Consider the following 19,385-nt stretch of genomic DNA (forward strand, 5'->3'; position numbering starts at 1 on the left):
CTTGCCACGGTTGCGCCGCGTGCTGTTGGAGCTAGGGAAGCGCTGAATAGCTCTCGCCGGTCGGTTTTGGCGGCGGACGACCGACGGCGGCGACCACCTTCAATCCTCGATCCAAACCAGATCGCCCACGCGCACCTCGTCGTAGAGTTCGATGATGTCGAGGTTGCGCATCTGGACGCAGCCGCTGCTGGCGGGCTTGCCGAGATGGTCCTCGTGATTCGTGCCGTGGATGTAGACGTAACGGCCGTGGGTGTCGACGGACTCGCCGGCGGCGTTCGTGCCGGCGTTCACGCCGGCTTCGAGGCCGCGCAGCCACAGAATGCGCGTCGTGATCAGGTTCTTGGCCTGCTCGTCGGCGTCGAACTCGGAGAAATGCCGGCCGGTGTTCACACGGGCCTTGAAGACAATGCCCGGAGGTGCGCCCGCGCCGATGCGCTCGGCGATCTCGTGCAGGCCGCGCGGGGTGCCCATCGAATCCTTCACGTTGGATGGCGGGCGCAGCGAGGTGGATATGACGTAACTCTTCACCAGCTGCCCATCCCGATAGAAACCCATCAGCTGCTTGCTGATCGAAACGACAATAGAACGCGCTGACGGCTTGCGGCCGAGAGCGGCAGACTTTTTCGTGGCCCGTTCCAAGGAATTTTTCACGTGAATACCAAGTCCTATCGAGTCGGCATCGTCGGTGCGACGGGAGCGGTCGGTCAAGAGCTGATCGGTCTGCTCCAGTCGCGGCAGTTTCCGCTCGCGGAGCTGAGGCTCATGGCCTCCGCGCGCTCCGTGGGTCGCGTCGTCGAGTTCGCCGGGAAAAAACTCACGGTGATCGAGGCGAAGCCCGAGGCGTTCGAGGGACTCGATCTCGCGCTGTTCGCCGCCGAGGGCGCGATCGCGAAGGCGCTGGCGCCGGAAGCGGTGAAGCGCGGCTGCCTCGTGTTGGACAAGAGCTCGGCGTTCCGGATGCGCGAGGACGTCCCGCTGGTCGTGCCCGAGATCAATCTCGCGGCGACGCGCGGACATCGCGGTATCATCGCGAGCCCGAACTGCTCGACGGCCATCGCACTCATGGGCCTTTACCCGCTGCACCGGCTCTTCGGCGTGAAGCGCGTGTTCTTCTCCACCTATCAATCCGTCTCCGGCACCGGAGCCGACGCTATCGATGAACTCGAGGCGCAGACGCAGGCCTACGCCAAGGGCCAGCCGCTCACGCGCTCGGTTTATCCGTATCAGATTTTCCAGAACCTCATCCCGCACATCGACTCGTTCGGTGTCGACGGCTACACGGGCGAGGAGACGAAGATGCGCGAAGAGAGCCGCAAGATCATGGGCCTGCCGGCGCTGAAGGTCTCCGCGACCTGCGTGCGGGTGCCGGTCGTGCGCGCGCACTCCGTGGCGGTGAATGCGGAGTTCGAGAAGCCCGTCGACGTCACTGCCGCGCGCGCGGCGATTGCGCAATTCGAGGGCGCCGAGCTCGTCGACGACGTGACCAACAAGGTGTATCCGACGCCGTTGGATTTCAGCCGCAAGGTGAAGTGCGGCGTCGGTCGCATCCGCGTCGACACGACGTGGGACAACGGCCTCGCGCTCTGGGTCGCCGGCGACAACCTTTGGAAGGGCGCAGCGTTGAATTCGATCCAGATTGCGGAGGCGATGATTCGCGAAGGCATCCCGCTGCGGCCGTCGGCGTGAGCCGCGCCTAAGGTAGCCCGCGCCTCCGGGCGCGGGTGGCTGCGGTGGAGGGCGCGGCTACTGCCGCGCCGCGAACTTCTTGACGGCATCGAACGTCAACGGCGTGGCAGTAGCCACGCCCTTCACCAAACCGTCCTCCGAGAGGACTGGCTACTCGGCAACGGGCGCAGTTTTACCAGCCGGCCCGCACCGGCTTTCTCCTTGCGAGAGGTAATCGGCTGCCGTTTCGTCTCCGGATTCCGGACGCTTAGCTCAGTTGGTTAGAGCATCTCGTTTACACCGAGAGGGTCGGGGGTTCGAGTCCCTCAGCGTCCACCAGTGCCAATTTTCCGCATGAAACTCCTCCTCGCCACCCGCAAAAGCCCGCTCGCACTCGCGCAGACCAACATGGTCGCCGCGCGTTTCGCCGAGAAGCTGGGCGCCGAATGCGAACTGCTCAAGATCGTCACGACCGGCGATCGCCAGACCGACTGGTCGCTGATCAAGCAGGGCGGCAAGGGGCTCTTCACCGCGGAACTCGAGCAGGCGCTCCTGCGCGGCGACGCGCACGCCGCCGTGCACAGTTGCAAGGACTTGCCGGGCGAGAATCCAGCCGGCCTCACCGTTGCCGGCTTTCTGCCGCGCGAGCTCACACACGACGTGCTCGTGCTTCGCGAGGGTGTCACGACGCCCGCGACGATCGGGTCGAGCAGCCCGCGCCGGCAGTTGCAGGTCGCGAAGCTTTTCCCGGGCGTGAAGTTCACCGAGATTCGCGGCAACGTCGACACGCGCCTGAAGAAGATCGCGCAGGGCGACGCCGACGCGACGATCCTCGCCGCCGCCGGCATGCGCCGCCTCGGCATCCACAGCTGGCCGGGCGTCACGTTCCGCCCGCTGAAGTTCGAGGAAAGCGTGCCCGCCGTCGGACAGGGCGCCATCGCGATCCAATGCCGCACCGACCTCGCCGCGCAACTGGCGCCGGCGCTCGACGCGGCGACTTTCCGCAACGTGACGCTCGAGCGCGCGTTCCAGGCGCAGATCGGGGGCGGGTGTCAGGTGGCGTTCGCGGCGCACGCGACGGACGACACGCTGCATTTTTTCCACGAGCGCGCCGGCATCCGCCGCTTCCCGCTGACTGCGGCCGACTTTGCCGCGCCGCAGCAAACCGCCGCGCGCATCCTCAAGGAGCTCGGATTCTAATGGCTGCGAAATCCGCCTCCACCGCGCCGCTCGCCGGCCGCCGCATCGTCATCACCCGTCCGCGTGAGCAGGCCGCTGAATGGCGTGCGCAACTCGAGGCGCAGGGTGCCGACGTGATCGAGCTGCCCCTCATCCAGGTCACCAAGCACTACGACAAGCAGACGCTGGTCGAGATTTTCGCCGAGCTCACCCAATACGAGTGGCTGATCTTCACCAGCGCGAACGGCGCGCGGTTCTTCTTCGAGGAGTTCCTGAAGGGCTTCGACGACATTCGTGCGCTCGGTCTCGTGCGCATCGCATGCGTCGGCGAGGCCACGGCGGATGTGGTGCGCGGCCTGCATTTGCGTGTGGAGTTGCAGCCGAAGAAGGCCAACGCCGAGGAACTCGCACAGGCGATGCTCGAACGCGAATCGCTCGACAGCGCAAAGATCCTCGTCGTCACCGGCAACCTCAACCGTGACGTGCTCGTGGAAAAACTCCACGAAGCGCGCGCCATCGTCGACACGCTGCCGATCTACAAGACCGAGGAGACCGATCTCGCGAAGGATCCGGTCGCGGGCGATTTCCGGTCCAAGGGCGCGGACGCGATCCTCTTCGCCAGTCCGTCCGCCGTGCAGTCGTTCTTCGACCAGGCCGCGGCGTTGAAACTCGCGGCCAAGGCGAAGCGTCCGCTCTCGGGCAGCATCGGCGCGACGACGACCGCGGCGATGAAGCAGCTCGGCCTGCCGGTGGATTTCGAGGCGGCGCAGGCCAATCTCGGTTCGTTTGTCGACGCGCTGCTCAAGAAGCTCTGATTCCGGCCGGCGGGATACCCGGCGCACCCGGAATATGTCGGATTGAATTCCGCGCGTTCCGTGTGTTCCGTGGACGCTTCCTCATGAAAGTCCCGTTCCTCGACCTGAAGCCTCAGCATCAGGCCATTCGCGACGAAGTCCTCGCCGCGCTTGCCGCCACCTACGACGCCACGCGTTTCTGCCTCGGCAAGGATGTCGAGGATTTCGAAAAGGGGTTCAGCGCAAAGTTCGGCTACACCCGCACGCTCGGCATGAACAGCGGCACGTCGCCGCTGCACCTCGGCTCGCTTTGCGGCGGCTTCGGGCCGGGAGACGAGGTGATCACGACGCCGTTCACTTTCGCGTCGAGCTGCTGGGGCATCAGCTACGTCGGAGCGAAGCCGGTGTTCGTCGACATCGATCCGGACACCTGGTGCATCAGCCCCGAGGCGATCGCGAAGGCGATCACGCCGCGCACGAAGGGCATCGTGGTCGTGCACATCTTCGGCCAGCCCGCGCGGATGGACGAGATCATGGCCATCGCGGCGGCGCACCAGCTGTTCGTCGTCGAGGATTGCGCGCAGGCCGTCGGTGCGCGCTACAAGGGCGCGCCGGTCGGCGCCATCGGCGACTGCGGCACGTTCAGTTTCTATCCGACGAAGAACCTCGGAGCCTGCGGCGAGGGTGGGGCGTTCGTTTCGAAGCACGCCGCTGTGATGGACAAGGCGCAGCTGTTGCGCGTGCACGGTTCGCCGAAGCGTTACCTGCACACGGAGGTCGGCTTCAATTTCCGCATGGACGGCTTTCAGGGCGCGATCCTCAACATCAAGCTCAAGCACATCGAGGCTTACACCGCGCGCCGCCGGGCGATCGCCGCGCTATATCGTGCCGGCATCAGGAACCCTGCGGTCACGCTCCCGGTCGTGCCCGCCTATGGCGAGAGCGTGTGGCACCAGTTCACGATCCTGCACGAGCGCCGCGACGCACTGCGCGCGCACCTCGAACAGCAGGGCATCGGCACTGACATCATTTATCCGGGGCCGATGCACCTCCAGCCGTGCTACGCCGCGCTCGGCTACGCCAAGGGCAGCCTGCCGGTCGCGGAATACACCAGCGAGCGCTGTGTGAGCCTCCCGATTTTCCCGGAATTGACCGATGAGCAGGTGGCGCACGTGATCGCCGCGGTTAATTCCTTCGCCGGGTGACCGATAAGCAAGTTTTCGGATGATCGGTTCCACGCACCTCAAAATCTGCGGCCTCACGACTGCGGCCGACGCCCATGCGGCGGTGGGCATCGGCGCGGACTATCTCGGCTTCGTGCTGCACCCGGCTTCGCCGCGGCACATCACGCTGGAGAAATTCGCGGCGCTCCGCCCCGAATTGCCCGCGCTGCCCAAGGTCGGCGTGCTGGTCTATTCCGACATGGCCGCGCTGGAGCAGGCGCGCGACGCAGGCTTCGACTACATCCAGCTGCATTTCCCGAATGAGACGCCGTTCTTCGAGGCAGCGCTGTGGACCGACATCATTTCACCGCAACAACTCTGGCTCGCGCCGCGCGTGCCGCCGGGACGCGAACTCGATTCGTGCTTCGTGCCGCTGGCCGACACCTTCTTGCTCGATGCCTACGATCCCAACCAGCATGGCGGCACCGGCAAGACCGGCGACTGGGCCGCTTTCGCGTGGCTGCAGGGCAAGTTCAAGAAAGTGCGCTGGGTCCTCGCCGGCGGCTTGAATCCCGGAAACGTCCGCGAGGCGCTCGCGAAGAGTCAGGCGAAATTCGTCGATGTGAACAGCGGCGTCGAGGCGTCACCCGGCGTGAAGGATCACGCGAAACTCGCCGCGCTGGCGGCGGCCTTGCGCGGCGATTGAGGCGTGGCGTGGGTCGCGCCCGCACTGCATTTGCAGGCTTGCGCGCGTTTTGTCGCTAAGAAAACTGCCGCGCGCACGTCGTCCCGTGATTCACATCCGTGCACCGTCCACCTCTCTCCCGTCATGCTGATCCGTTTCTCACCGCTCCGTCCGACCGTTTGGCTGGTTTGCTGTGCCGCGCTGCTTTCGTTGCCGGCTCGCGCCGCTGACAACGAAGCGCTCGAGAAGCGCTATCGCGAAGCCAACGCGAAGGTCGACGCCGGCGAATTCCAACCGGCGCTCGAAATCTACAACGAGATCCTCGAGACCGAGCCGAAGGCAGGCAATGTCTGGGTGATGCGCGGCATCGCGAAGTGGAAACTGAAAGACCTGAGCGGAGCGCGGGCCGATCTGGCCCAAGCCATCGCGCTCCATCCCGACAACCTCGACGCCTATCGCGTGCGCGGCCAGATGCGCTATGAAGCCGCCGACTACGCCAACAGCTTGGCCGATTTCACCAAGGCAATTGATACGCTGAAGAAAATTGTAGACCATGTCGACGAGAGCGTGCCCGGACAGGCGACTCAGGCACGCGAATTCCTGGCGGCGAACGCGGAGCTTTTCGGCATGCGGGCCGAGGTGGAAAACAAGCTCGGCGATCGCCCGTCGGCGATCCACGACCTGACGCGCGCGATCGAGTTGAAACCGGACTACACGGCGGCGTATTTCCTGCGCGCGCAGCTCTACGAGGCGGACGGCGAAACCACGGCGGCGGCGGAAGATTACACGAAGGTCATCGCGTTGAACCCGAAACACGCCGATGCGCTCAACAATCGGGCCTGGATTCGCTTCCACGAACGGAAGTGGGACGAAGCGATAGCGGATGCGAGGAAAGTGCTGGAATACGCACCGAAAGCCGACGCGACGCTGCGCGTGCTCGGCTATACGCAATTCGCCAAGGGCGACTACATCGAGGCTGGTCAAACACTCGCGGCGGCAGCGGATGCCGATTCGAGCTCGGGGGCGGCCTACGCGCTTTTCGTGCGGCACTACGCGATGCTCCGCGCGGGTGGGGCGGACAAACGTGTGGCCACCTCCTGGGGCAACTGGAAGGACGAGCCGTGGTTGCAGGCGCTGGCGAAATTCATCGCGGGGCAGATCGACGAAGACGCCCTTGAAACCGTAGCGAAGGACACGCGGGACGACGGCGAACTCGCCGGCCGCGCGTGCGAGATGCACTTCTACGTCGGACTCGCGCGCAAACAGGCGGGCGACAAATCGACCGCGCGCCTGCGTTTTCAATCGGCGCTCCAGACCGAGCAAAAGACCTACGTCGAATACACGCTGGCGCAGGCGGAGTTGCCCCGGACGAAGTGACGCGAGCGAGTGATTGAGCCGCGCCGCATTTCCGCCCAACTTCGCGCCGCATGAAATGGCTGCGTCCCACGCTTGGCTGGTTGATCGGAGCGACCGTCGTGTTGGCTTTCATCGGCTGCAGCGCTCCTCCGCGCCCGACGGCGATGCAGAGCACGCCACCGCCACCGCCACCACCTCCTCCTCCGCCACCGATGGCAATGCCCCAAGCGGGCAATCCGAACGTCGCGCGCGGCTTCGAATTCGATCAGGTGCGCGTGTTCTTCGCGACCGATCGCCGGGCGAACGGGGTCGGTGAATTCGGTGGCGAGCGCGGCAGCGAGATCGCTTACGGCAACGTCTTTGTGAGCATTCCGCGGCAGCACCGGATCGGAGGCATCGAGCAGCCGTCCATCTGGCGGCTCGAATTCTCCGAGGATCCGCGCAAGCACATGACCATCGTCCGCCGGGCGACTTATCCGCGCGACGACTTCGTCGCCGCGATTCGCGAAACCCTCGCGCGCGGTGGCAGTGAGGCGTCGTTCGTGTTCGTGCACGGCTACAACGTGGCGTTCGACGACGCTGCGCGCCGCACGGCGCAGATCGCCTACGATCTCGATTTCCGCGGTGCACCGGTTTTCTACAGCTGGCCCTCGCAGGCGTCGCTCGAAGGCTACACGGTGGACGAGGCGAACGTCGAGTGGAGCATGCTCAACCTGAAAAACTTCCTGCTCGATTACGCGCAGCATTGCGGCGCGAAGGACATCTACCTCATCGCCCATTCGATGGGAAACCGCGCACTCACCCGCGCGGTTTCGACGCTGTTCACGGAACACCCGGAACTGCGCGGACGCTTCAAGGAAATCATTCTCACCGCGCCGGACGTCGATGCGGACGTCTTCAAGCGCGAGCTCGCGCCGAAGCTCGTGGCCGGCTGCGACAAGATCACGCTCTACGTCTCGGACGGCGACAAGGCATTGCTCGCCTCGAAGAAAGTTCACGGCTACCCGCGCCTCGGTGACGCGGCGGCCGGGATCGCAGTGATGCCGGGCGTGGAAACCGTCGACGCTTCCGGTCTCGATACCAGTTTTCTCGAGCATTCATATTTCGCGACCAGTGGTTCCGTGCTGCAGGACATCCGTCGGCTCGTGCTGGAAGGCCTGCGCGCCGCACAGCGCGGTCTAGCCGAGAAAGGCGACACGGCAGACCGGCGGTATTGGAAGTTTCTTCTGCCCACGGCGCATTGAGCCGGTGCGTGGGCGCGGGAGAATCTCAGTCGAGCGTCCGCAGGTAGGCGATCAGGGCGGCGACTTCCTCCGGTGAGTGCTTTTTCGCGAATGACGGCATCTCGCCGGGAATGCCCCGGAGCACGACGTTCGCGATGCGGCGATCGCTGACTTGCAGCGCGTGGAGGTCGGGCCCTTCGTCGCCGCGCGCGTCGGCGCCATGGCAATGGGCGCAACTGTTCAGGTAGAGATCGTGGCCGGTGCGGGTGAGCGTATCCAGCGTCGCCCTGGCCGGCGTCGGCAAACCGGTCCAAGGCGGCAGTTCGTGCGAATCGCGCCGGGCACGGGCTTCGAGGAGTCTGCCGAGGGCCACGGAGCTGCCGAGCACGATCGCGGCGGCGGTCGCGCTGAAAACCAGGGCTCGATACGGGGTCATGGGAGCGATTGGGAAAGTTGGCCGCCCCAATGGCCGGTCGCAGCGACCAATCCTGCGATGGCGAGCAACAGGACGAGGTGACCGAGATGCGCGCGCCGTGAGACCGGCAGGGGCCGGCATTGCCGCCAGACCGCCAGTCCGGTCAGCAGCGCGACCATGGGCCAGAGGAACAGGTGGTGCCAACGCAGGGCGCCGTGGCCCCACAGGTTGCCGCGCGTGAGCCAGAGACCCGATACGAGCGGCGGCCAGCAGCTCACGGCGGCGGCGATGACGGTGTAGCGGGCCATGTTAAGCCAGGTGCCGGACGACGGCCGGCGCCACGTGAGCTGCGCCAGCGAGTCGCCGAACAACGCGAAGAAAACCAGGGCGATCGGGAAGTGCACGGTGGCGCCGTGCACTTGGGCCCAAAGCGGTGCGGACATGTCGGCTTACTTCTCGGCGAGGGTGTGATCGACGACGGCGAGCGGCTTGTCGTGCTCGAGGAAGGTCACCTCGGTCAAACCGAGCGTGGAACGCAGGCGCGGCGCCTCGACGACCATGGGGCCGGGCTTGGGTGCGGCACCGGGCGCGGGTTGCGGAAACGCGGTCGAGCAAGCGGTGTGGAAGGTGACGTTGCCTTCGATTTTTTGCAGGGTCTGGTGAATGTGTCCGTTCAGAACCGTGACGGATCCGAAGCGCTTCAGCAGCGTGAGCGCCTTCTCGGCGTCGCTCGTGCCCCAGCCCCATTGCGGGTAGACGGACCAAAGCGGAATGTGCGCGTAGACCACGATGGGCGTCTCGGCCGAGAGCGGCGCGAGGTCGCGCGCCAGCCAGTCGAGCTGCTCGGCGCCCAGCACGCCGAGGCCGCCTTCGGCGATCGCCGCGACGTTGACCAGGCCGATGAAATGCACGCCCTTCTGGTCGAAGCTGTGCCAGCCGGCGCCGAAGGTGTTGCGGCCGAAACGGGCGCGGTATTGGGCGCCGTTGTCGTTGAGGATGTCGTGCTCGCCGGGCACGTAGAAGACCTGCTTGGTGCGGCAGTCCTTCAGCAGTTGTTCGAGCGTGTCGAACTCGGCCGCTTCGGACAGGTGCGTGAGGTCGCCGGTGTGCAGGATGAAGTCCGGTGCATGCTGGAGCGCGTTGATGCGTGCAATCGACTCGCGGAAGGTCCCGACGACATCCTGATTCGCCGGCTTGTGAAAGCCGATGTGGCTGTCGCTGATTTGAACGAAGTGCAGGGCATTGCCGCCCGCCAAGGGGAGATCGCCGAGCCCGGTCGTCTGGCCCAGCACCTTGGACGTGAGGACGCCGCTGCTGAGGGTCCACAGCACGCCGGTGCCTGCCCAGGCCATGCACTTGAGGAAGCCACGGCGGTCGATGCCGTCGTGATGATGATCGTCGAGGATGAAGTCGCTCATAAGGTTTCATCTCCCGTTACGCCGAGGCCGGGCGGTTTATTCGCCGGAAAAGAAAAAAGCTGCGCCGGGAATAAACGGCCCGGGCGCCGCGTATATGTAATCAGGCCCTCGCCGCCATGACCTCTCCCTTCGAGCAAACGATGCTGCCGCACCTGGATGCCGCCTACAACCTGGCGCACTGGCTGTTGCGCAACGAGCAGGATGCACGGGATTCCGTGCAGGAGGCCTATCTGCGCGCGTTCAAGGCCTTTCACGGCTTCCGCGGCGGAGACGGACGCGCCTGGCTGCTGACGATCGTGCGCAACGTCTGCTACACGCATCTGCGGCGGATGCAGCGCCAGCTGCCCACCGAGCCGTTCGACGAAAGCCAGCACGGGCGGGTCAACGAGCCGGCGGAACTGGCGGTGCTCGACCGGCAGGAGATCGATCACGCGCGCTTGGATGCGGCGCTGACGGCGCTGCCGGTCGATCTTCGCGAGGTGTTGGTGCTGCACGAAATCGAGGGACTCGCCTATAAGGAGATCGCGGCCGTCGTGGGCATCCCGCTCGGCACCGTGATGTCGCGTCTCTCCCGCGCGCGTCTGCGTCTGAACCGCGCCCTGCTCGGTCCCGCCCAATCGGAGGAACGTCCATGACCTGCGAACAAATCCGCCCGCTGCTCGGCTCGCATCTCGACGAGGAGCTCGACGTCGTGCACGATGCCACCGTCGTCGCGCATCTCGACACTTGCCCGCATTGCACCCGCGAGTTGCAGGCGCTGACCGAGCTACGCCGGACGTTGCAACGCAGTCCACTGCGCCGCGCTGCGCCGGTCGACTTGGCGGCGCAGATTCGCCGGCAACTCGCGGCCGAGCCGGCGGCGCACGCGGGACGCGTCGTGCGTTTTCCACGGCGCTGGTCGCAAGCGTTCGCGCTCGCCGCCTCGATTGCGCTCGCGGGGGCGATCGGTTTTCAGTGGGGCCGCATGCGGAGCGAACGGATCGGATTCACGGACGATGCCACCGCCAGCTTTGTCCGGGCGCGCGCGACGGGACGGCTTTACGAAGTCGCGTCGTCGAGTCAGCACACGGTGAAGCCGTGGTTCGCGGGGCGCGTGGACTTTTCGCCGGCAGTGCCGGACTTGGCGGCGCAGGGATTTCCGCTGCTGGGCGGACGAGTCGAGCGCTTCGGAACGCGTCCGGCGGCTGCTTTGGTCTACGGACGGCGGCAGCACACGATCGACGTTTACGTCTGGCGTGACGGTCCGGCCGCGAGCGAGGCTCCGGTGCGCGAAGCCGGTTTCACGCTGCTGGGTTGGAAAGGGGAGGACGGGCTCTTCTATGTGGCCGTCTCGGATCTCGCGGCGCCTGAGCTGATGGAATTCCGGCGGCAGTTCACCGGAGTGGACGCGTCGCTTCCGCAATAGCTCTGCTGCCGGATACGGACACCGCGCGCCAAGTGCGCGCGCGCCGCCGCGCTCAGAAGCCCGGCATGCCGCCGCCTTTGCGCATAGCTTCCATCTGGCGCATCAGCTTCTTCTGATTCCCGCCCTTCATCATCTACCTGAGCTGATTCACTTCGACGACTTTCACGTCCGAGCCGGCTGGCACACGCCCGGGAGCGTCGTGATTCTTGCGGCTTACGAAGTGTTCGCGGCGACTGGCTTCGCCCGTTCCACACTCAGTCGCGAATAGTCCGGATCGCGCCTGACTGACCGAACCTCAGTCGGCCGTCTCGACGAAGCCGACGGCTTCGAGGTTGTAATCAGCGTAGGATCTGAAGACGCCGCGAGTCCACAGGACGACGCGCTGCGCTCCATCGCGGACGATGATCGGGCGGAGGTTGGCGACGGACGAATCGTGCGTGACGGGCTCCCATTTCACCGTCTGGAGATTGTCGTGCGGCCCGATTTTCGCGCGGTAGATTTCGTGCCGCCCGCCGGAATCGATGCCCGTGCTCGGATTCACGTTGGTGGAGATGAAAACCTGGGTCGGATCGACGGGGTCGAGGGTGACGAGTCCGGTGTAACTGGCTTCCTTCGCGTAGAGACAGCGGCCGCCGTAGGCGATCTCGCGGTCGATCCACTTCTTTCCGTCCCACGAGGCGAGACGGTAGCGGTGGTCGTCGTTCGAGAGGTAGAGCGTGTAGGCGATGTGCGGGCGGCCCTGCGTGTCGAGGGCGATGGACGAAGTCCACGCGGCGGATGGAGCATTTCCGAGCGTGGCGCCGTCGGTCTTCACGCCGCTGCCGCGGAAAATCCGCTCGGCGGCGGAGGGCTTCAGCGGTCCGTCGGCGAGATCGGAAATCTTCGTGCCGTCGGCGCGGTAGAAAGCGCGGCCGCGAAACGCGGTGTAGTAAATGCTGTTTCCGAAGTCGCGGGGGTGCGCGTCGGTGAACGTCACGAGGACGGTGTCGCGGCCGTTGCCGGCATAGCGCGCATACGGACGTTGGTAACCGGGGACCTCGCTTTTGATGAAGTGCGTATCCTCGCTCCAAGTCAGGCCGTCGTCGGTGGAGGTCACGAAGCTGGGGTTGAACTCGAAGCCGCGGTAGAAATTGTAGAGCTTACCCTCGGCCGAGAGCGGTAGGAGATTCATGTAAGTCACGCGGTCGCGCTCGGGGAGCGTCGCGGTGTGGTCGATGCGTTTCTCCTCGGACCAACGCGTGCAGTCCTGCGGATCGCTGACGCGGTAATAGTGGAATTTCTCGCGACTGTGTCGCGCATACATCGCGAGCACCGAGCCGTCGGGTCGCGCGTAGAACACGGGAGAGTTATGGTCGTCGCAGTCGAATTTCTCGTGCAGGACGAACGGGCCGAGCGATTTTTCCGCGCGCAGATCGTAGATGCCGACCAGCGCCTCGCCGTCGCCGTTTCCCTTAACGGCACCGATGAAGAGTTTACCCTGATGTAGGATGACGCGCGGATCCTGATACCAGCACCAACCCGCGTCCCGCATGAACGTGGTCAACCTCACGCGTGCCGCTGTGTCTGCGGTCGGCGTCGGAGCCGCGCTGACGGACGCAGCAAGGCGAGCGGGCGTCTGATCGTCGGCGAGTCTGAACACTCCTGCGGTCGCCGCGACAAACAGCCCGGAACCGTAAACCTCGGGGTAGTTCGCAAACGAGACCCCCGGCGCGTCGCACACCGGTTGCACCCAGCCCACCATGCCCGCGTAAAGCGCGCCACGGTGCCAGACGAGTTCGTGGGATTTACGGCGATTCTCGGGCTTGTCGCGCGAATCGGGCAGAGCGCAATAGGTGCCCACGTCCTCGAACGTCGCGATTTGCCGATCGGCAACATTGCGGTCGAGCGTGTAGACCTCCGGCGCGTCGACCGGTCCAGTGGGCGCGGCGAACAACCAAGTCGGAATCAGAACACAGAGAAGCAGCAAGCGGGAGTGGGTCGTCATGCGCGGTTGGGGACAATTGTTGAGCCGACGGGGTCTGCGGCTGCGCTCAGGTCGTGAGCGCAGCATCCGGCGGCAAAAACCGGGCTCAAGCCGGATAGTCCGCAAACTGTGTCAAGAGAAGCGGCGAGCCACCGGCCGACGCGATCCCCGTGGGGCCGGCGTTGCCGGGGCAGCGCGCGTTACACTGACGGTGTCAGCCGAGGTGGCGCGCGCTCAGAAACCCGGCATGCCGCCCATGCCACCGCCTTTGCGCATGGCTTCCATCTGGCGCATCAGCTTCTTCTGGTTTCCGCCCTTCATCATCTTCATGAGCTTCTGCATCTGTTCGAACTGCTTCATGAGCTGATTCACTTCGACGACCTTCACGCCGGCGCCGTTGGCGATACGGATGCGGCGGTTGCCATTGAGAATTTGCGGCTTCCGGCGCTCCTGCACGGTCATCGAGAGGATGATGGCTTCGGTGCGCTTCATCTGCTTGTCGGCGTCGCCGGGCAATTCGACGCCGCTCATGCCGGGCATCATGCCGAGGATGGACTGCATCGAGCCCATCTTCTTCACCTGCTGCATCTGCGAGAGGAAGTCTTCGAGGTTGAAGTCCGCCTTGCGCATCTTCTCCGCCATGCGCTCGGCTTCCTTCTGATCGATGGTCTCCTGCGCCTTCTCGACGAGCGACACGACGTCGCCCATGCCGAGGATGCGCGAGGCGAGGCGGTCCGGGTGAAACACCTCGAAGTCCGCCGTCTTTTCGCCGGTGCCGACGAATTTGATCGGCACGCCGGTGACGCTCTTGATCGACAGCGCGGCGCCGCCGCGGGCGTCGCCATCCATCTTCGTGAGGATGAGGCCGGTGAGCGAGAGGGCGTCGTGGAAGGTCTTGGCGACGTTCACGGCCTCCTGGCCGAGGGCGCCGTCGGCGACGAGGATGATCTCGTCGGGTTGCACACGCGCGCTGAGTTTCTTCACTTCCTCGACCAACTCGGTGTCGATCTGGAGTCGGCCGGCGGTGTCGAAGAGGATGATGTCGGCGTTGGCGGCGGTCGCGGCGTCCAGCGCCTGGGCGCCGATGGCGGGCACGTCCTTGGAGGCGCGGTCGCAGTAGAAGCCGAGTTCTTCCTGCTTCGCGAGAATCTCGAGCTGGTCGATGGCGGCGGGGCGATAGACGTCGCACGCGACGACGAAGGGGCGAGCACCCTTTTTCTTGAGCAATTTGCCGAGCTTCGCGGTCGAGGTGGTTTTGCCCGAGCCGTGCAGACCGACCATCAGGATGCGCAACGGGCGCTTGGCGGAGAGTTCGGTCGTGCCTTCGCCGAGCAGCTTCACGAGCTCGTCGTGGATGATCTTGATGACCATCTGGCCCGGCGTGACCGATTTCAGGACTTCCTGACCGACGACGGCTGTCTGCACGCGCTCGATGAATTCGCGCGCGACCTTGAAGTGCACGTCGGCGGCGAGGAGGGCGGCGCGCACTTCCTTGAGCGCGTCGGCCATGTTTTCCTCGGACAGCTTGCCGACGCCGCGGAGGTTGCGCAGCGCGTTGGTCAGTTTGTCGGTCAGGGATTCGAACATCGGAAGGGGCAGGGAAACCAAAGCGGCGCGCGAGGCCACCCAAATTTTTATGCCACATGCCCTTTGGATTAAAGTCGCGTGCGACGCGGGCGATTTGCCACCTTCCCGCTCCCATGAACCCTGTTCTCAAGCTGTTGCTCGACGGCGGCCAACTCACCACTGCCCAAATGGCGCAAGTGGCGGGCGTCTCCGAATCCGAAGTCAATCAGCACCTGGAACAGTTGAAGAAGGAAAAAATCTTCCTCGGCTGGCGTCCGGTGCTCGATCTCTCGCGCGACGCCGCAGCAGCTACCGTGCGGGCCGTCATCGAGGTCCGCATCACTCCGGAACGGGGCGGCGGTTTCAACCGCTTGGCCGAGCGCATCAGCCGGTTCGACGAGGTTGAGTCGTGCTTCCTCATGTCGGGCGGCTACGACCTGCTCCTTTTCGTCAAGGGCACCACGCTCCAACGCGTCGCGGCTTTCGTCTCCGAAAAGCTGTCCACGATCGAGGGCGTGCTCTCGACCTCCACGCATTTCCAACTCCGCTGCTATAAGGACCAGGGCTTCATCCTCGATCAAGCCGAGTCCTCGGGCGAGCGGTTGAACGTCGCGCCGTAACCGGGAGGACAACTCAATGAGCACCGACCCGAAACGCTGGGTGGCGGGCCATGTGGCCGCGTTGCCCAAGAGCGGTATCCGCGACTTCTTCGAACTCGTCGCCCAAATGAAAAATGAGGGCGGCGTGATCTCCCTCGGCGTGGGCGAGCCCGACTTCGTCACGCCGTGGCACATCCGCGAGGCCGCGATCTACGCGATCGAAAAGGGCAAGACCTACTACACGTCCAACCTCGGCATGATCGAACTGCGCCGCGCGATCGCCGACTACGTCGCGCAGCACTTCAACGTCAGTTACCGGCCCGAGGATCAAATTCTCGTGGCCGTCGGCGTGTCCGAGGCGCTCGACCTCGCTTGTCGCGCGTTCCTCAATCCCGGCGACAAGGTGCTGTTTCACCAGCCGTGCTACGTCTCGTATTCGCCGAGCATCGCGCTCACGCACGCGATCCCCGTCGCGGTGCCGACGTATGCGAAGGACAACTTCGCTCTCACCGCCGAATCGCTCCGCGCCGCCTGGCAGCCCGGTTGCCGCATGTTGATGCTCAACCTGCCGTGCAATCCGACTGGCGGCACCTGCACGCGCGAGCAGTTGACCGAGATCGCGGAGTTCTGCCGCGAAAAGGACCTGCTCGTGCTCTCCGACGAGATCTACTCGGAGCTCACGTTCGACGGCACGCACACCAGCATCGCCAGCCTGCCCGGCATGGCGGAGCGCACGATCTTCCTGCACGGTTTCTCGAAGGCATTCGCGATGACCGGCTGGCGCATCGGCTACGCGTGCGGCCCGGCCGTGTTGATCGATGCGATGATGAAGGTGCACCAATACTCGATGCTTTGCGCCTCGATCATCGCGCAGGAAGCGGCGCTTGAGGCGCTGCGCAACGGCTGGGATTCCGTCGTGAAAATGCGCGACCAATATCACCGCCGCCGCGACCTCGTCGTCCGCCGTTTCAACGAGATTGGCCTCAAGTGCCACTCGCCGCGCGGTTCGTTCTACGCATTCCCCGACGTGAAGAGCACCGGCATGACCGAGAAGGATTTCGCCGTCGGCCTGCTCAAGGAGCACAAGGTCGCCGTCGTCCCCGGCACGGCCTTCGGCGACAACGGCCACGGTCACGTCCGCGCCTGCTTCGCCACCAGCTACGAGCAGCTGATCGATGCCTGCGACCGGATGGAGAAGTTCGTGGCGGCTGGCGGTAAGCGATAAGCTCTAAGCGGTAAGCTGCGGCGATCGCCACCGGGCGCCGTCCATCGCGGTTGGTCGCCGGTCGCGATTTAGCTGGCTTGAGCTTACCGCTTCCTGCTTACAGCTTACCGCTTATGAGCCGCACCGTCGCCATCGTTGGCCGCCCCAATGTGGGCAAAAGCCGCCTGTTTAACCGACTGGCGAAGCGCCGCGTTTCCATTGTCCACGATCAACCCGGCGTCACGCGCGACATCGTCTCTGTCGAGGTCAAGGACGGCGGCTACACGCTTATGGACACCGGTGGCCTCGGCCTGCAGGACGCCAATACGCCGTCGAAGCTGATCAAGGCCTCCGAGGCGCAGGTCGAATTCGCGATCCGCGCGGCCAGCGTGATCTGCTTCGTCGTCGACGCCAAGGAGGGCCTGACCTCGCTCGACGAGCGCGTCGGCCAGATGCTCCGCAAGGCGAAGAAGCACGTCATCCTCGTCGCCAACAAGGCCGACCACGGTGAGGAAAAGGTTGGCGAAGTCGGCGAGTTATTCCGCCTCGGGTTTGGCGAGCCGATCTTCGTTTCCGCCGAGCACGGCAACGGTGAAGCGATCCTCCGCGAGAAGATACTCGAGAAACTTCCCGCGGCCGAACCCGAGCCCGAAGACCACGACAAGAAGCGCCTCACGCTCTGCTTCGTCGGGCGTCCGAACGTCGGCAAATCCTCGCTCTCGAACCGCCTCCTCAAGCACGAGCGGCTCATCGTCTCCGACGTGCCCGGCACGACGCGCGATTCCGTGGAACTCGACTTCGACTACAAGTCGCGCGACGGCAAGGTCTGGCCGTTCCGTCTCATCGACACCGCCGGCATCCGCCCCGCGACGAAGCTCTCTTCCTCGGTCGAATATTTCTCCCGCGTCCGCTCCATCGACGCCATCCACACCGCCGACGTCGTTTTCATGGTGCTCGACGCGATGGAAGGCGTGACGCAGCAGGACAAGGCCATCGCCGGCGAGATCGTCAGCGCCGGACGCCCGATCGTCGTCATCGTCAACAAGTGGGATCTCGTCTTCGCCGCCATCCGCCGCGGCGACCTGAAAAAATACGACAACGAGCGCGATTTCCGCGAAAAGTTCGAGAAGGCGCTCTACGACCGCCTGTTCTTCACCCCCGGCGCGCCCGTGATGTTCGTCTCCGCCCTGACCGGCCACGATATCGAGCGCATGCTCAAGTCCGCGCGCGCCCTCGACGAACGCCTCGGCCGCAAGATTCCGACCGCGAAACTCAACGCCGCCATCGTCGAGCTCACCGACCGCACTCCGCCGCCCGCGGTCGGTGGCCAGCGCTTCCGCGCCTACTACGCCACGCAGACCGGCAACCGTCCGTTTCGTATCAAGATTTTCTGCAACCGTGAGGAGAAGCTCACCGAAAGCTATCGCCGCTACCTCGAAGGCGGACTCGTCGAGGAGTTCCACCTCGACGGTTGCCCGATCCACTTCGATCTCGTGGGCAAGAAGAAGATCTCGATCGACGAGCGCCTCTCGCGGCGCGGCCAAAAGCGCAACGAAGCCGCCGCGGCTGACGAGGACATCGACACGGATTTCGCGGGCGAGCCGATCGTGTTGGATGACTGAGGCACCACACTACGCCGAATTAGCATTGAGCCTCTCGGAGGGCCTGCGTCTCCGCGGGCCACGAGCGGAAATTAGGCCAGTCTCTGAAAATCGGCCCGCGAGGACGCGGGCCCTCCGCGGATCCCTCAGATGCTGAAAATTGTCTTCATGGGCTCGGACGCGATCGCCTTGCCGATGCTGAACTGGCTGGCAGGCGAGGGGAGCGGCGCGCACATCGTCGCGGTCTTCACGCAGCCCGACCGGCCGGTCGGCCGCGGTCAAAAGGTGCAGCCCAACGCGATCAAGCTCTGGGCCCACGAACGCGGCATCCCCGTCCACCAGCCGGAGAGATTGCGCGAAGCCGAACTTGCCACGCTCGCGAGCTGCAACGCGGACCTCGCGCTCGTCATGGCCTACGGCCACATCCTGCGCGACGCGTTCATCAACGCGCCGCGTCTCGGCACGCTGAATTTCCACACCTCGCTGCTGCCGAAATACCGCGGCGCCTCGCCGATCCAGACCGCCGTCGCCAGCGGCGAGAGCACGACCGGCGTCACGCTCATGCGCATCGTCGCCGCGCTCGACGCCGGCCCGGTGGCCGATGTGGAACGCGTCGAGATCGGGCCGCGCGACACTGCCCTCAGCGTCGAAACGAAGCTGGCCGCCGCCTGCGTCCCGCTCATCGCGCGCGCGCTGCCCAAGCTCGCCGCCGGCACGCAGGAGTTTCGCGAGCAGGACCACGCGGGCGCCACGTTTTGCCGCAAGCTCGAGAAGGCGGACGGCGCGCTCGATTTCACGCGCCCTGCCGCCGCCCTCGCCGCGCGCATCAACGGACTCTTTCCCTGGCCGGCGACGACCGTCGAGATCGCCGGCCAGCCGATCAAGTTCGGTTCCGCGGAGGTTTGTAACCTATTAGGTTACAAATCCGGCGAGCCCGGTTGCGTTCTCGGGGCCGACCGCGAGGGGCTTCTGGTCGCGACGGGCGCCGGAGCGCTGCGCGTGCTCCGTCTGCAACGACCCGGCGGCAAAATGCTCGAAGCAGGCGAATTTCTCCGCGGCTTCCCCATCGTGGCGGGCACGCTGCTGCCGTCGCAGCCGATGCCGGAGTTGGTCGGAGCGAAGCCTTTCCCGCGTCCGCCGCGCTGACGG

General features: G+C 65.2%; 19 protein-coding genes and 1 tRNA gene. 14 read left to right on the forward strand and 6 right to left on the reverse strand.

Going from position 1 to position 19,385, the window contains the following annotated elements:
• Positions 1-99 precede the first annotated feature (99 nt).
• Complete coding sequence (locus KF715_01040) at positions 100-555, reverse strand: L,D-transpeptidase (GenBank protein ID MBX3735248.1); 456 nt, start codon at positions 553-555, stop codon at positions 100-102.
• 96 nt (positions 556-651) lie between these two features.
• Between KF715_01040 and KF715_01045 the strand changes: the two genes are divergently transcribed.
• The 8 genes from KF715_01045 to KF715_01080 all read left to right on the forward strand — a co-directional run bounded on the left by KF715_01045 (position 652) and on the right by KF715_01080 (position 8,086).
• The gene (locus KF715_01045) at positions 652-1,686 is read left to right on the forward strand and encodes an aspartate-semialdehyde dehydrogenase (protein ID MBX3735249.1); all 1,035 of its coding nucleotides are present in this window, start codon (positions 652-654) and stop codon (positions 1,684-1,686) included.
• Between the two features lie 241 nt (positions 1,687-1,927).
• Positions 1,928-2,004 (forward strand) — tRNA-Val (locus KF715_01050).
• A gap of 15 nt (positions 2,005-2,019) precedes the next feature.
• Positions 2,020-2,865, forward strand: coding sequence for a hydroxymethylbilane synthase (gene hemC / locus KF715_01055; GenBank protein MBX3735250.1), 846 nt, complete (start codon positions 2,020-2,022; stop codon positions 2,863-2,865).
• Positions 2,865-3,659, forward strand: a complete 795-nt coding sequence (locus KF715_01060; protein MBX3735251.1) for a uroporphyrinogen-III synthase — start codon at positions 2,865-2,867, stop codon at positions 3,657-3,659. The genes hemC and KF715_01060 overlap by 1 nt, the downstream gene beginning before the upstream one ends.
• Positions 3,660-3,742: 83 nt before the next feature.
• Positions 3,743-4,843, forward strand: coding sequence for a DegT/DnrJ/EryC1/StrS family aminotransferase (locus KF715_01065; GenBank protein MBX3735252.1), 1,101 nt, complete (start codon positions 3,743-3,745; stop codon positions 4,841-4,843).
• 19 nt (positions 4,844-4,862) lie between these two features.
• On the forward strand, positions 4,863-5,507 hold the full coding sequence (locus tag KF715_01070; GenBank protein ID MBX3735253.1) for a phosphoribosylanthranilate isomerase: 645 nt from the start codon (positions 4,863-4,865) through the stop codon (positions 5,505-5,507).
• Between the two features lie 123 nt (positions 5,508-5,630).
• Complete coding sequence (locus KF715_01075; protein ID MBX3735254.1) at positions 5,631-6,863, forward strand: tetratricopeptide repeat protein; 1,233 nt, start codon at positions 5,631-5,633, stop codon at positions 6,861-6,863.
• Positions 6,864-6,913: 50 nt separating this feature from the next.
• Positions 6,914-8,086: an alpha/beta hydrolase gene (locus KF715_01080; GenBank protein MBX3735255.1), complete on the forward strand. Its 1,173-nt coding sequence runs from the start codon at positions 6,914-6,916 to the stop codon at positions 8,084-8,086.
• 25 nt (positions 8,087-8,111) lie between these two features.
• Here the strand turns inward: KF715_01080 and KF715_01085 are convergent, their stop codons facing one another.
• The 3 genes from KF715_01085 to KF715_01095 are packed head-to-tail and all read right to left on the reverse strand — an operon-like array spanning position 8,112 to position 9,898.
• Positions 8,112-8,501, reverse strand: a complete 390-nt coding sequence (locus KF715_01085; protein MBX3735256.1) for a cytochrome c — start codon at positions 8,499-8,501, stop codon at positions 8,112-8,114.
• Entirely contained in the window at positions 8,498-8,923 is a 426-nt protein-coding gene (locus tag KF715_01090) for a hypothetical protein (protein ID MBX3735257.1), read from the reverse strand. The genes KF715_01085 and KF715_01090 overlap by 4 nt, the downstream gene beginning before the upstream one ends.
• 6 nt (positions 8,924-8,929) lie before the next feature.
• Positions 8,930-9,898, reverse strand: coding sequence for a metallophosphoesterase (locus tag KF715_01095; protein ID MBX3735258.1), 969 nt, complete (start codon positions 9,896-9,898; stop codon positions 8,930-8,932).
• 116 nt (positions 9,899-10,014) lie between these two features.
• On the opposite strand from KF715_01095, the gene KF715_01100 reads away from it, so the two are divergent.
• Both KF715_01100 and KF715_01105 read left to right on the forward strand, forming a co-directional pair.
• Entirely contained in the window at positions 10,015-10,533 is a 519-nt protein-coding gene (locus KF715_01100) for a sigma-70 family RNA polymerase sigma factor (protein MBX3735259.1), read from the forward strand.
• Positions 10,530-11,303 carry an anti-sigma factor gene (locus tag KF715_01105; GenBank protein MBX3735260.1) on the forward strand — a complete coding sequence of 258 codons (774 nt, stop codon included), beginning with the start codon at positions 10,530-10,532 and terminating at the stop codon, positions 11,301-11,303. Before KF715_01100 ends, KF715_01105 begins: the two co-directional genes overlap by 4 nt.
• A 295-nt stretch (positions 11,304-11,598) precedes the next feature.
• On the opposite strand, the gene KF715_01110 is transcribed toward KF715_01105, so the two are convergent.
• Positions 11,599-13,287 (reverse strand): BNR-4 repeat-containing protein, encoded by a 1,689-nt coding sequence (locus KF715_01110; GenBank protein ID MBX3735261.1) that lies wholly within the window; start codon positions 13,285-13,287, stop codon positions 11,599-11,601.
• A gap of 213 nt (positions 13,288-13,500) precedes the next feature.
• Positions 13,501-14,853: a signal recognition particle protein gene (ffh, locus tag KF715_01115; GenBank protein MBX3735262.1), complete on the reverse strand. Its 1,353-nt coding sequence runs from the start codon at positions 14,851-14,853 to the stop codon at positions 13,501-13,503.
• 113 nt (positions 14,854-14,966) lie between these two features.
• Here ffh and KF715_01120 point away from each other — a divergent pair, with 113 nt between their 5' ends.
• The 4 genes from KF715_01120 (at position 14,967) to fmt (ending at position 19,382) form a co-directional block, all read left to right on the forward strand.
• Positions 14,967-15,452, forward strand: coding sequence for an Lrp/AsnC family transcriptional regulator (locus KF715_01120; protein MBX3735263.1), 486 nt, complete (start codon positions 14,967-14,969; stop codon positions 15,450-15,452).
• Positions 15,453-15,468: 16 nt separating this feature from the next.
• Positions 15,469-16,656 (forward strand): aminotransferase class I/II-fold pyridoxal phosphate-dependent enzyme, encoded by a 1,188-nt coding sequence (locus KF715_01125; GenBank protein ID MBX3735264.1) that lies wholly within the window; start codon positions 15,469-15,471, stop codon positions 16,654-16,656.
• 113 nt (positions 16,657-16,769) lie between these two features.
• Positions 16,770-18,257, forward strand: coding sequence for a ribosome biogenesis GTPase Der (der, locus tag KF715_01130; GenBank protein ID MBX3735265.1), 1,488 nt, complete (start codon positions 16,770-16,772; stop codon positions 18,255-18,257).
• Between the two features lie 147 nt (positions 18,258-18,404).
• Positions 18,405-19,382, forward strand: coding sequence for a methionyl-tRNA formyltransferase (fmt, locus tag KF715_01135; protein MBX3735266.1), 978 nt, complete (start codon positions 18,405-18,407; stop codon positions 19,380-19,382).
• Positions 19,383-19,385 lie beyond the last annotated feature (3 nt).

Source organism: Candidatus Didemnitutus sp., from assembly GCA_019634575.1.
Classification (GTDB): domain Bacteria; phylum Verrucomicrobiota; class Verrucomicrobiia; order Opitutales; family Opitutaceae; genus Didemnitutus.